This window comes from Paraburkholderia rhizosphaerae (genome assembly GCF_004366595.1).
GTDB lineage: Bacteria > Pseudomonadota > Gammaproteobacteria > Burkholderiales > Burkholderiaceae > Paraburkholderia > Paraburkholderia rhizosphaerae.
In genome coordinates, this window is the sequence record NZ_SORE01000013.1 from 43492 (window position 1) to 57324 (window position 13833).

Annotated in this window: 9 protein-coding genes; 7 read left to right on the plus strand and 2 right to left on the minus strand. The window is 65.7% G+C overall.

What is annotated here, in order from left to right; genetic code table 11:
• Positions 1-3: 3 nt before the first annotated feature.
• Both BX592_RS18085 and BX592_RS18090 read right to left on the minus strand, forming a co-directional pair.
• The gene (locus BX592_RS18085; RefSeq protein ID WP_134193187.1) at positions 4-1551 is read right to left on the minus strand and encodes a gamma-glutamyl-gamma-aminobutyrate hydrolase family protein; all 1548 of its coding nucleotides are present in this window, start codon (positions 1549-1551) and stop codon (positions 4-6) included.
• Positions 1552-1762: 211 nt separating this feature from the next.
• Positions 1763-3520: a cation:proton antiporter gene (locus BX592_RS18090; protein WP_134193188.1), complete on the minus strand. Its 1758-nt coding sequence runs from the start codon at positions 3518-3520 to the stop codon at positions 1763-1765.
• Between the two features lie 165 nt (positions 3521-3685).
• Between BX592_RS18090 and BX592_RS18095 the strand changes: the two genes are divergently transcribed.
• The 7 genes from BX592_RS18095 (at position 3686) to guaD (ending at position 13810) form a co-directional block, all read left to right on the plus strand.
• Positions 3686-5062 carry an amidase gene (locus BX592_RS18095; protein WP_134193189.1) on the plus strand — a complete coding sequence of 459 codons (1377 nt, stop codon included), beginning with the start codon at positions 3686-3688 and terminating at the stop codon, positions 5060-5062.
• 76 nt (positions 5063-5138) lie between these two features.
• Complete coding sequence (locus tag BX592_RS18100) at positions 5139-5645, plus strand: disulfide bond formation protein B (RefSeq protein WP_134193190.1); 507 nt, start codon at positions 5139-5141, stop codon at positions 5643-5645.
• Between the two features lie 543 nt (positions 5646-6188).
• Positions 6189-7718, plus strand: a complete 1530-nt coding sequence (gene xdhA / locus BX592_RS18105) for a xanthine dehydrogenase small subunit (RefSeq protein ID WP_134193191.1) — start codon at positions 6189-6191, stop codon at positions 7716-7718.
• Positions 7718-10180, plus strand: coding sequence for a xanthine dehydrogenase molybdopterin binding subunit (gene xdhB / locus BX592_RS18110; protein WP_134193192.1), 2463 nt, complete (start codon positions 7718-7720; stop codon positions 10178-10180). Before xdhA ends, xdhB begins: the two co-directional genes overlap by 1 nt.
• A 133-nt stretch (positions 10181-10313) precedes the next feature.
• Positions 10314-11327, plus strand: a complete 1014-nt coding sequence (gene xdhC / locus BX592_RS18115) for a xanthine dehydrogenase accessory protein XdhC (RefSeq protein ID WP_134193193.1) — start codon at positions 10314-10316, stop codon at positions 11325-11327.
• 39 nt (positions 11328-11366) lie between these two features.
• Positions 11367-12419, plus strand: a complete 1053-nt coding sequence (locus tag BX592_RS18120) for an adenosine deaminase (RefSeq protein ID WP_134193194.1) — start codon at positions 11367-11369, stop codon at positions 12417-12419.
• Between the two features lie 53 nt (positions 12420-12472).
• Positions 12473-13810 carry a guanine deaminase gene (gene guaD / locus BX592_RS18125; protein WP_134193195.1) on the plus strand — a complete coding sequence of 446 codons (1338 nt, stop codon included), beginning with the start codon at positions 12473-12475 and terminating at the stop codon, positions 13808-13810.
• Positions 13811-13833 lie beyond the last annotated feature (23 nt).

Below are 13833 nucleotides of genomic sequence, written 5' to 3' on the forward strand. Positions count from 1 at the left end.
GCTTCAGAAACGCGTTTCGCGCGCAACTCGCAGGAAAGTATCGAGCAGCGGCGTGCAATCGAGCATTTCGGCGCCGCCCGCGCGATGAAACTCCGGGTGCCACTGCACGCCGACCACGAACGGCGCGCGCCGGTAGCGCACCGCCTCGATGATGCCGTCTTCGGCCGACACCGCCTCGATATTCAGATCGCGCCCAAGCACGTTCACCGCCTGATGGTGAATCGAGTTGACGATGGCTTCGCGCCGGCCGGGGAACATATTCGCGAGCGTCGATCCGTCCGGAAAGTGAATCGCGTGCCGATGCTGGTCGTATTGCTCGTTCACATGCACGCCGGCCGTCGGCACATCGGTCGCAATATCCTGATACAGCGTGCCGCCGAACGCGACGTTGATCAGCTGACAGCCGCGGCACACGCCGAGCACCGGCTTGCCCCTTTCGACGAACTCGTGCAGCAGCTCGAGTTCGTACATGTCGCGCACGCGGTCGCCGGGCCATTCGGAAGGCGACGAGCTTTCCGCATACGACTGCGGCGACACATCCGCGCCGCCTTGCAGCAGCAGTCCGTCGAGATTCCTCGCGTAGTCGCGCAAACGGATATTGCTCGGGTGCAGCATCCCTTGATGGCCGACCGTCGGAATCATGAACACGAGCACGTCGCGCGACATCACCCAGTGCGCAATCGATTCCTCAAGATATTGCAGCGTTTTCCCGCGCAGTCCCTTCGCGCCGGGTTCCGGGTGGAACAGCCGCGCCGACACGCCAATGCGCAATGTGCGCTGCGTGATGCGCTGACCCGCGCGATCGAAGATCTGGCGCGCCCGCGCAGCCAGCACGCGGCCGAAGACCGACCATGCCGAGTCGCTGCGCTTCAGATACGCGGGGTTTGGCGGAATCGAACCCGGCGGCGGCGGGTGATACGCACCGAAATCCGGCGCCGCGCCGAAACCAGGCGGCGGCGAACCGGCGGCGACGCGTTCTTCAGCCGCGCTGTTCGCAGCAGCCGCCGCGGCCTGTGCGCTCGATGCCGCCGCCGCGGCCTGCACGCTCGCGGCATCGGCGGCGGCCGCGGCAGCCGCCACGTCTTGCGCGGACTTCTGCGGTGTTAGCTGCGCGCCCGGCGGAACGCCCAACGGCGGTACGGGTGTTGTTTTCGCAGGCCGAGGCTCTTCGGCAACATGAGCCGACTGCTGTCCGCGCAGCGGAGCCGGACGCTCGACGCTCGCGCCGCTCGCCGCGGCACGGCCCTGATACATCTCGCCAGCTTGCGCGGTGTCGCGACGCGCGGCGCCGGCCGGGCGTTCCGGCGTCACGTTGGACGCGCTTTCGGGGGAATCGGTGGCTGCGGCTTCTTTGGCTGCCGCCGGGGTGGACGTAGCCGTTGCTGCTTCGGGCTTCGAACCGGACGGCGTGCCTGACGGTGAAGCGGTGGGTGAAGCCTGCTGTGACCCGGACCCCGGGGCCGACTGTGCAGCCGACGATGAAGCGTCCGGCGCGACGGTGTTGGATAGCGAACCGGACGGTCCGGCGTTATCGGGCTTGTTTTCGCTCATGACGATAGGTCACGCGCGCATCGGCGCGCGAACGAATGGACACCTGTCGATTATCCGCCAGCGCGCGATGACCGGCAAACCAGCACACATTTGGTCACATCCGGGCACACCGATCTTCACAACAGGTTACATCGCGTCACCGCGCAGCGACCCCGTGCGCCGTGAGAGCCGACCGCGCCAGGCGGACCAAAACCGGGAAGAAAACACCGCATCAAGGATCGGGCCGCTCATCGAGCGTCTCGCGCAGCGCGATCTGCATCGAGGCGTGAATGCGCACGAACCAGCGCCATAGCGCAGTCACCAGTAGCGCGGCGCACACGAGCACCGCGATCAGCAGGCCGGTCGGCGGCAGGATCGTGCCCGACAGCGCCGCGACCAGCAGAAATACGCCGACCATCGATGCGACCGGCACCAGATCCGAAATGGCGTAACGCAGCGCGCGCGTCAGAAACCCGGCCTTCGCCGGCTGCACGCTGACTTCGGCAAGCAATAACGCGAGCGATTTGGTCTTCCGGTAGACAGCGACCAGAAACGGCAACGACACGATCAGCGCCGCGCTCCACAGCACGACGCGCTGGATCGGCTCGGACGGCACCCAGCCGGCCAGCAGTGGGGCCGCAAGCGGCGCGCCGTACGACGCGCCGAGAAAGATCGCGACGACCAGCGCCAGATTCACCGCGATCTGCAGAATGATCCGCCGCGTCATGCTGAAAAGCGTCGGCTCACCGTTCGCCGGATGCAAGCTGCCGAGCCACTGCCCATACAGGCCGAACATATTGGACACCGAGCGCGGCATCGATTGCGCGAGGCGCTGGGTCAGCGGATCGGCCGCGCGGATCAGATACGGCGTGAACAGCGTCGTCAGCGCCGACACCGCAACCGCAATCGGATACAGAAAGGCGCTCGTCACCTTCAGTGTCAGCCCGAGCGACGCGATGATGAACGAGAACTCGCCGATCTGCGAGACGGTCATGCCGACCCGCATCGCCGTGCGGCCGTCCTTACCGGCGAGAAAGGTGCCCAGACCGCAGGACACGATCTTGCCGACGATCACCGCAACCGTGATAACCGCGACCGGCCACGCGTAGTCGACCAGCACCGCCGGGTTCAGCATCAGCCCGATGGTTACAAAAAAGATTGCGGAGAATGCGTCGCGCAGCGGCGCGATCAGATGTTCGATCCGGTGCAGCTGGCGCGACTCGGCCATGATCGCGCCGATCAGGAACGCGCCGAGTGCGATGCTGTAATCGAGCTTCATGACCAGCAGACAAAAACCGAAACAGAAGCCGAGCACCGACACGAGCAGCATTTCGTCGCTGCGCGAGCGCGCGACGTAGTTGAGCGCGCGCGGCACGACCAGAATGCCGACCACGAGCGATACCGTCATGAAAAGCAGCAGCTTGCCGAGCGTCCCGAGCGCGATGCCTGCGGAGAGTTCGCCGGTCTGCGCGATGCTCGACAGCAGCACGAGCATCGCGATGCCGAGAATATCCTCGACGATCAGAATGCCGAACACGGACTGCGCGAATCCTTCGCGTTTCAGGCCCAGTTCGGCGAGCGCCTTCACGATGATGGTGGTCGACGAGATCGCGAGAATCGCGCCGAGAAACAGCGAGTCCATCGAACTCCAGCCGAACGCGCTGCCGATCTCGTAGCCGATCCACACCATCAGCACGATCTCCGATAGCGCCGCGACGATTGCAGTCGCGCCGACGCGAAACAGCTTGCGCAGGCTGAACTCGAGCCCGAGCGAGAACATCAGGAACACGACGCCGAGTTCGCCGAGCGTCTGGATGGTCTGCTGATCGTGGATCAGCTGGAACGGCGGCGTATAGGGGCCGATGATCACGCCGGCCGCGATATAGCCGAGCACCACCGGCTGCCTCAGGCGATGGAACAGTACCGTGACGACGCCGGCTAACGCCATCACGACTGCCAGATCCTGAATGAAGCCGATACCATGGTGCATAGCCGAAATCCTTACAAAAAGTAAACTTCACGTCGCGATGGTATCGCACAAACCGGCGCTGTCGATATTCATGTCGAATCACATGAGCAGTTCGCTGCGGTCCCACTAATGGACAGGTCACAATAGGGGCCGTTCCGGCTTCCGCATCGCGACCACCTTCACACCATGACGACCGAATTCACACCCTTCCCGCCCCTCGCCCAACTCGCCGCCGATCTCGCGGCCGGCCGCACGACAAGCCGCGCGCTGATCGAAACCGCGCTCGAGCGGATCGCCGATCCGGCCGGCCAGGGGTCGACCGTGTTCATCGATGTCGACGCGACCGGCGCACGCGCCGCCGCCGACGCACACGACCGGCTGCGCGCGGCCGGCACTGTGCTGTCGCCGCTCGCCGGCATTCCGGTATCGATCAAGGACCTGTTCGACATCGCCGGCCAGCGCACGCGCGCCGGCTCGGTCGCACTCGCCGACGCGCCGCCCGCGCGCGATGACGCGGTGAGCGTTGCACGCCTGAAACGCGCGGGCGCGGTACTGATCGGCCGCACCAACATGAGCGAGTTCGCGTTCTCCGCGGTCGGCCTGAACCCGCACTACGGCAACCCGATGTCGCCGTACCGGCGCGATGTGAAAGGCGACGAACGGGTATCGGGCGGCTCGTCGTCGGGCGCGGCCGCGTCGGTTGCCGACGGCATGGCAGCGGTGGCGCTCGGCACCGACACCGGCGGCTCGATCCGCGTGCCCGCGTCGTTCTGCGGGCTGACCGGCTTCAAGCCGACCGCGGCGCGCATTCCGCGCGAAGGCGGCGTGCCGCTGTCGACCACGCTCGATTCGTTCGGCCCGATCGGCGTGACCGTCGGCTGCTGCGCGCTGGTCGACCGGATGCTTGCCGGGCTCGAACCGGTGATCCCGGCGGCGCGTCCGCTCGAAGGCGTGCGTCTTGGCGTGCTGACAAACTATGTGAACGAAGGCCTCGACCCCGAAGTGGAACAGGCGCTCGACACCGCGCTCAAGCATCTCGAGGCGGCCGGCGCGATCGTGTCGGACGTGCGCTTCGCCGCACTCGACCGGCTGCCCGAGATCAACCGGATCGGCTTTTCGTCGATCGAAGCGTACGCATGGCACCGGCCGCTGCTCGACGCGCACCGAGATCAATACGATCCGCACGTACTGTTGCGCGTGATGAAGGGCGAGCCCGCCAGCGCCGCCGACTATCTCGATCTGCTTGCCGAACGCGCGGCGATGATCGCCGAAGCGCGCCCGCTGTGGCAGCGCTTCGACGCGCTGGTCGCGCCGACCACGCCGATGGTGCCGCCACGCATCGCGGACGTGACGCGCGACGACGACAGCTTCTTCCGCATCAACGGCCGCATTCTGCGTAATCCGAGCGCGTTCAACTTCCTCGACGCGTGCGCGCTGTCGCTGCCGTGTCATCCGCGCGGCAGCGCGCCGGTCGGCCTGATGCTCGCCGGCGCGCCACATGGCGACGATGCGCTGCTCGGGCTCGGGCGCGCGGTCGAAGCGGTGCTGAACACGATTCGCTAGACGTCAGGCGAGGCACCGGGTGTTCGCGCTAGAATCGCGGCACCCGTCCGGGATCCCTGCAACGCTACCGACGACCATGTACAACGACAATGCCCTGCTGCGCCGCGAGCGCAACCTGTTGGTCCTGCTTGCCGTCATCTGCATCGCGCTGGTGGGCGGCGCGCTTTATCTGCAGTTCGTCGAGCACCAGGACCCTTGCCCGCTGTGCATCATCCAGCGCTACTTCTATCTGCTGATCGCGATCTTCGCGCTGCTCGGCTCGCGTTTTCACCGCTGGCCCGGCGTGCGGCTGCTCGAAGCGCTCGCGCTGCTGTCCGCCGCCGGCGGCATCGCAACCGCCGCGCGGCATGTGTATATCCAGGTGCATCCGAACTTCAGCTGCGGGTTCGACGAGTTGCAGCCGATTGTCGACGGATTGCCGCCCGCGCATTGGCTGCCGTCGGTGTTCAAGGTCGCGGGACTGTGCGAAACGCCGTATCCGCCGATTTTTGGCATCTTATTGCCGGGCTGGTCGCTGATCGGCTTCGTGGTCGCTTTCGTCGCGCTTGCAGCGACCCTATGGCGGCACCGGCACGCGCGCTGAGCGCGCGGCGCTCACTCGTCCGCGGTGTTCGGCGCGACCGGTTTGTCACGACAGCGGGTTTGTCACGACAGCGGGTTTGCCAGAATGAGCGTCCGTCCGCCGTCGCGTGCGTCAACCGTATGCGTACGCGGCACGCGTTGTGTGTTTTGTGCGCCCGCAACACAACATAGACCCTGCGCGGGCCGAACCTGCCGTCTTCACCCGTCGCCCAACGCTCCTTCCCGTGAACGCCGCTTCTTGTTCGCGTAAACACCTGGCGGTGCGCCTACGCCCCACCGTGCGCCGCCGGGCTTTCGCATACTGGTTGCAGCGCCTTGCCCGGCGCGGCTTTGCGCGATTTCCGCAGAAGCCGGTGAAATTCGAACCACCGGTTCAGCCAGTGCGCATGGCCGCGCCGGAATAGCCTTCATCATCGTCAAAGAATATTTTCGAGACGAGGTGGTGCTATCTTCGCAACAAGGATGGCGATCTACGTGCGCGAGCCCGGCCGATGCGGGCCCATGCGTAACGCGCGCCCGGTCCGCAATGTCTTCCGGATTTGCCATGACAAAGCACACCATCCGTTTCTATCGCCAGGGCGCCGTGCATGAAGTGCGCGACGTGCCCGCGACGCGCACGGTGCTCCAGTACCTGCGCGAAGATCTGCACTGCACCGGCACCAAGGAAGGCTGCGCGGAAGGCGATTGCGGCGCGTGCACGGTGGTGGTCGGCGAACTCGATGCACAAGGCGCGCTCGAGTTGAAGGCGGTCAACGCGTGCATCCAGTTCCTGCCGACGCTCGACGGCCGCGCGCTTTTCACCGTCGAAGATCTACGCGCGCGTGACGGCACACTGCATCCGGTACAGCAGGCGATGCTCGACAGCCATGGCTCGCAATGCGGCTTCTGCACGCCGGGCTTCGTGATGTCGATGTGGGCGCTCTATGAAAACCAGCCGCCCGACGCGGGCTTGCCGACCCGCGACGAAATCAACGCCGCGTTGTCCGGCAACCTGTGCCGCTGCACCGGCTACCGGCCGATCGTCGAAGCCGCGCAAACCATGTTCGACTATCCACGCGTCGCGCTCGACCGCGCCGCAGTCACCCACGCACTCGAATCGATCGAACGCACACAGACGTTCGAATACACCGGCCCCGACGCGCGCGGCGCCGCGTTCAGCACAGCAATTTTCCATGCGCCGCGCAGCGTCGACGCGTTTGCCGAACTGCGCGCGCGCTATCCGCACGCGCGCATCGTCGCGGGCAGCACCGATGTCGGCTTGTGGGTCACCAAACAGTTCCGCGATTTAGGCGACCTGCTGTTTATCGGCAACGTCGCCGAGCTGAAGACGATCGAACGGGACGCGCAAACGCTGACGATCGGCGCGGCCGCGTCGCTCGAAACCGCGTACGCGGCGCTCGCGGTCGACTACCCGGAACTCGCCGAACTGTGGACGCGCTTCGCGTCATTGCCGATCCGCAATGCGGGCACGCTCGGCGGCAACGTCGCGAATGGCTCGCCGATCGGCGACTCGATGCCCGCGCTGCTCGCACTCAATGCGCAAGTCGTGCTGCGGCGCGAATCGGCTATCCGCACGCTACCGCTCGACGCGTTCTACACCGGTTACCAGAAAACCGCGCTCGACGAACGCGAATTCGTGGCCGCGATTCGCGTACCGCGGCCCGATCCCCATCTGCGCTTTCGCACCTACAAGGTGTCGAAGCGCTACGACCAGGATATCTCGGCGGTATGCGGCGCATTCGCACTGCGCATCGTCGATGGCGCGATCGCCGATGCACGCATCGCGTTCGGCGGAATGGCCGCGACGCCGCAGTGCGCGCAGCAGGCGCAAGCCGCGCTGACCGGCGCCGCGTGGGACGAAACCGCCGCGCGCCGCGCGATGGACGCGCTAGCGACCGACTACCAGCCGCTCACCGATATGCGCGCATCGAGCGCATACCGGCTGAAGGTCGCGCGCAATCTGTTATGGCGCTTCTACCTGGAAACGCGCGACGAAGCGCCGCTGCCGCTTGTCGATGTCAGCGCGTTCGCGTACGAAGCGCGCCACCATGCGGTGTTGAAGGAGCGTGAGTGATGAAGCCGCAATCCAGTCCGTTCATCGCGCCGGCCACGCGGGCCGCGGCTGATTCGACTCCTGCCGTCGACCCCGACGCCGCTAACACCCCCGCAATCGGCGTGCCGCTGCCGCACGAATCCGCCGCGCTGCACGTGAGCGGCGCAGCGATCTATATCGACGACATCCCCGAGGTGCACGGCACGCTGCACGCCGCGCCCGGTTTATCGCGCCATGCGCACGCGCGGATCGTGTCGCTCGACCTCGCCGCAGTGGAGCGCGCACCCGGCGTGGTCGCGGTGCTCACCGCGGCCGATATTCCCGGCGAGAACAACTGCGGCCCGGTCGTTCACGACGACCCGATTCTCGCGGACGGCGAAGTGCTTTACCTCGGCCAGCCGGTGTTCGTCGTGATCGCCACCAGCCACGACCTTGCGCGCCGCGCCGCATCGCTCGCGGACAACGAAGACGTCGTGCGCTACGAACCGCTCGAAGCCGTACTCACCGCGCGCGACGCCAACGCGAACCGTCAATACGTCGTGCCGCCGCTGCATCTGACGCGCGGCACGCCCGCCGACAAGATCGCCGCCGCACCGCACCGGCTGGCGGGCACATTCGAAGTCGGCGGCCAGGAACAGTTCTACCTCGAAGGACAGATCGCGTACGCGCTGCCGAAGGAAATGGACGGCATGCACGTGTACAGCTCGACGCAGCATCCGACCGAGATGCAGCTGGTGGTCGCGCATATGCTCGGTTGGCCGGCGCACAACGTGGTCTGCGAATGCCGGCGGATGGGCGGCGGCTTCGGCGGCAAAGAATCGCAGTCGGCGATCTTCGCGTGCATCGCGGCGCTCGCCGCGCATAAGCTGCATCGCCCGATCAAGCTGCGCGCCGATCGCGACGACGACTTCATGATCACCGGCAAACGGCACGATGCGGCCTACGACTATGAAGTCGGCTTCGACGACCATGGCCGCATCCTTGGCGTGCGTGTCGAGATTGCGCTGCGCGCGGGCTTCTCCGCGGATCTGTCAGGTGCGGTCGCGACGCGTGCACTGTGCCATTTCGACAATGCGTACTATCTGTCCGACGTCGACATCCTGTCGCTGGCGTGCAAGACGAATACGCAATCGAACACCGCGTTCCGCGGCTTCGGCGGCCCGCAAGGCGCGCTCATGATCGAAGTGCTGATCGACGGCATTGCACGCGAGCTCGGGCTCGATCCGCTCGATGTCCGCCGCGCGAACTTCTACGGTATTGGCGAGCGCGATGAAACGCCGTATGGACAGCGCGTCGAAGACAATATTCTCGAGCCGCTGATCGACGAATTGCTCGTATCGAGCGACTATCGCGCCCGGCGCGCGGCGCTCGCCGAAGCGAATGCACGTAGCCCGGTGCTCAAACGTGGCATTGCGCTAACGCCCGTCAAGTTCGGCATTTCGTTTAACGTCCCATTCCTGAATCAGGCCGGCGCACTCGTTCACGTGTACAGGGACGGCTCGGTGCTCGTCAATCACGGCGGCACGGAAATGGGCCAAGGGCTCAATACAAAGGTCGCGCAAGTGGTCGCGAACGAGTTCGGCTTGCCGTTGTCACGCGTGCGGGTAAGCGCCGCCGATACATCGAAGGTGGCGAATACATCGGCGACCGCGGCCTCGACGGGCAGCGACCTGAACGGCAAGGCCGCCGAAGACGCAGCGCGCAAGATCCGCGAACGCCTCGCCGCGCTTGCGGCGAAGCTGCTCGGCGGCGACGCGCAACACGTTGTGTTTGCCGGCGGCACGGTGCAATCGAATGGCACCGCCTGGCCGTTCGCGCAACTCGTCAACGCCGCCTACCTCGCGCGCGTGCAACTGTGGTCCGACGGTTTCTACGCGACGCCGAAGGTGCACTGGGACTCGAAGACGCTGACTGGTCATCCGTTCTACTACTTCGCGTACGGTGCAGCGGTATCGGAAGTCGTGATCGACACGCTGACCGGCGAATGGAAACTGCTGCGCGCGGACCTGCTGCACGACGCGGGCCGCTCGATCAATCCGGCGATCGATCTCGGGCAAATCGAGGGCGGCTTTATCCAGGGCGTCGGCTGGCTGACGACCGAGGAGCTCTGGTGGAACGCCGACGGACGCCTGATGACGCATGCGCCGTCGACATACAAGATCCCGGCGGTCAGCGATACGCCCGCCGCGTTCAACGTACGGCTATATCGAAACGACAATGCGGAGCCGACCGTGTTCCGGTCGAAAGCGGTCGGCGAGCCACCGCTGCTGCTATCGTTTTCGGTGCTGCTCGCGATCCGCGATGCGATCGCCGCGGCGGTCCCCGGCACGCGCCGCGCGCCGCCGCTGCGCGCGCCCGCAACCCCCGAGGCCATTCTCGATGCGCTGGACGCAATGCGTGCGCACGCAACGATCTCGGCCGGCGGCAGTCCAACATCAGGCACAGACCAGGGTCCGGTCGCGGAAACAACGGTGACAGCGTGAATCACAACGCCAGCTGGAATCCGGGCACCAAAACCACGAAGCGCTCACCGCGCTGCCCGCCACAAGCATGCAGCGCCCCGATCAACCGCCCGCGCGCGCACACCCGCCGCGGCAATGCATGGAGAACAGCCGGATGCATGCGTGGCTAACCGACCTGCAACAACTGCTCGTGCACGGCGACGCTGTCGTGCTGGTAACGGTCGCGCGCGCCGAAGGTTCGGCGCCGCGTGAAGCCGGCACGAAGATGATCGTCACGCGCGAAGCGGCCCGCCATACGATTGGCGGCGGCCATCTCGAATGGAAGGCGATCGAAACCGCGCGTCAGGTGCTGCGCGACGGCATGCGCACGCCGCATATGCGCCGGCTCGAACGCTTCGCGCTCGGCCCAAGCCTTGGGCAATGCTGCGGCGGCGCCGTCGTGCTCGCGTTCGAACGGCTCGACGTCGGCGACCTCGGCTGGGTCACGTCGCTCGCCAAGCGCATTGCAGCGGGCCAGTCGACAGTGCGCAGCGTATCGTTCGGCGCCGCGCGGGATGCGGCGATGCTATCCGACCCGGAGCCCGGCGTCGAAAGTGCCGACTGCCTGCTGTGGGATGGCGCGGGCTTCGCCGACAGCGGCGCGCTACTCACCGAAACGATTGCGCCGCGCGACTTCGCTGTCGTGCTGTTCGGCGCCGGGCATGTCGGCGCGGCGTTGGTGCGCGTGCTCGGCACGCTGCCGTGCCAGGTGCGCTGGGTCGACGAACGCGATGCGCAGTTCCCGCCACTGGACACGGTGCAGGCCGATAACGTGATAATCGACGCGAACGACGCGCCCGACGAAGCCGTCGACCGCGCCGCGCCGAACACGTATTTCATCGTGATGACGCACGATCATCAACGCGATCTCGCGCTCGCCGAGCGTATTCTGCGGCGCGGCGACTTCGCGTTCTTCGGCATGATCGGCTCGCATACAAAGCGCAAGCAGTTCGAACACCGGCTCGCCGCGCGCGGCATCGATCCGGCGCGTATTGCGCGGATGCAATGCCCGCTCGGTGTTGAAGGCATCGAAGATAAATCTCCGGAAATCATTGCGATCTCGGCGGCCGCGCAGATCCTGCGCGCAGTCGAGGCCCGCGCACACGCCGCGCCGGCGCAAACCGTCTGACCCAATTCAAATCAACCATAAACGCACAAGGGCCGCCCGATGAATACGACGACAACCGCACGCTCGCCGCTCGCCGATAAGGTTGCGCGCGCACCGAAAGCCGAACTGCATATTCATATCGAAGGATCGCTCGAGCCTGAGCTGATTTTCCGGCTCGCCGAACGCAATGGTGTGAAGCTCGCCTATCAATCGATCGACGCTTTGCGCGCCGCGTATGCGTTCACTGATCTTCAGTCGTTTCTCGACATCTACTACGCCGGCGCCAGCGTGCTGCTGAAGGAGCAGGATTTCTACGACATGACGATGGCGTACGTCGAGCGTGCGCTCGCCGACCATGTGGTGCACGCGGAGATTTTCTTCGACCCGCAAACGCATACCGAACGCGGCGTGCCAATCGCGACCGTGGTCGCCGGCATCGAACGCGCGCTCGCCGACGCCGAGCGCCGCGGCCTGTCGAGCAAGCTTATTTTGTGCTTCCTGCGCCATCTGTCCGAAGCAGACGCGCTGGCAACCTTCGACGCCGCGCTACCGCTGTTCGACCAGTACCCGCACCGGCTGATCGGTGTCGGCCTCGATTCGTCCGAGCGCGGCCATCCGCCGTCGAAGTTCGAGCGGGTGTTCGCGAAGGCGCGCGCGAAAGGGCTCAAACTCGTCGCGCATGCAGGCGAGGAAGGGCCGCCGTCGTACATCTATGAAGCGCTGGACCTGCTGAACGTCGACCGTGTCGATCACGGTGTGCGCAGCATCGAAGACCCCGCGCTGGTCACGCGCCTCGCGGATACGCGCGTCGCACTGACTGTCTGCCCGCTGTCGAACCTCAAGCTGTGCGTGTTCGACGATCTGACGAAGCACACGTTAAAAGATCTGCTCGATCACGGCGTGGCGGTCACCGTCAATTCGGATGACCCGGCTTACTTCGGCGGCTACGTCAACGCGAACTATCTCGCGACGATCGATGCGCTAAAGCTCACCGACGCCGAGGTTTATACGATTATCCGTAACAGCTTCGATGCATCGTTCGTCACGCCGCGGGAGCGCGATGCGCTGATCGCGCAACTCGATGCGCACTGGCAGGCGGCGCCCGCGCAGTGAAGTGAAGCCGCGCAAATAACGCACATCCCCCTATCACGGAGACACGTTCTGTCATGACTCAATCGGCTTTCCGCGCACAACTGCTGACCTTCAACGGCGATCCCGCGCAATCGTCCAACGCGGCGATTTTCGATGAAGACGGCCTGCTGATCGTCGAAGACGGTCATGTGACCGCGGCCGGCGCCTATGCATCGACCGCGCCGCGACTCGCGCCCGGCACGCCGGTGCACGAGATGCGCGACAAGCTGATTGTGCCGGGCTTTATCGACACGCACATCCACTATCCGCAGACCGACATGATCGCGTCGCCGGCGCCGGGACTGCTGCCGTGGCTCGACACGTATACGTTCCCGACCGAGCGCGGTTTCGAAGACCCCGCGATCGCGCGCGACACCGCGCGCTTTTTCGTCGACGAACTGCTCGCGTGCGGCACCACGACCGCACTCGTCTACTGCACGGTGCACAAGGCGTCGGCCGACGCGCTCTTCAGCGAAAGCGCGTCGCGCAATTTGCGAATGGTCGCGGGCAAAATGCTGATGGACCGCCACTGCCCGGAGTTTCTGCGCGACACCGCGCAGTCCGGCTATGACGACAGCGCGGAGCTGATCGGCCGCTGGCACAACAACGGTAGGCAGATGGTCGCGCTGACGCCGCGCTTTGCGCCGACTTCGAGCGACGCGCAGATGCGCGCGTGCGGCGAACTCGCGCGCCAGTATCCGGACGTCTTTATCCAGAGCCATGTCGCGGAGAACAAGGACGAGATCAAATGGGTCGCCGAGCTGTTCCCCGGCCATCGCAGCTATCTGGACGTCTACGATCACTACGGACTGCTGCGCCGTCGTGCGGTGTACGGCCACTGCATCTATCTCGACGACACGGACCGTCGACGGATGGCGGAAACCGGCGCGATCGCGTCGCATTGCCCCACGTCGAATCTGTTTCTCGGCAGCGGCCTGTTCGATTTCGCGAAAGCAGATGAAACCGGCATGCCGGTTGCGCTTGCAACCGACGTCGGCGGCGGCACCTCGTTTTCAATGCTGCAGACGATGAACGAAGCGTATAAGGTCGCGAGCCTGACCGGCTATCACCTGAGCGCGACGCGCATGTTCTGGCTTGCGACCGCGGGCGCCGCGCAAGCGCTCGATCTGTCCGACCGCGTCGGCACCTTGAAGCCGCGCACCGAAGCGGACTTTATCGTGCTCGATCCACAAGCGACGCCGCTGCTCGCACGCCGCACATCGCGCAGCCACTCGCTCGAAGAACTGCTGTTCGCGTTCGCGCTGCTTGGCGACGATCGCGCGGTCTATGAAACGTACGCGGCCGGCCAGTGCGTCCATCGGCGCGCTGCGCAGCGGGAACGCGCGCCGCGCAAGACGACGCTCGCCGCTTGAGTGCCGCTTGAGTGCCGCTTGAG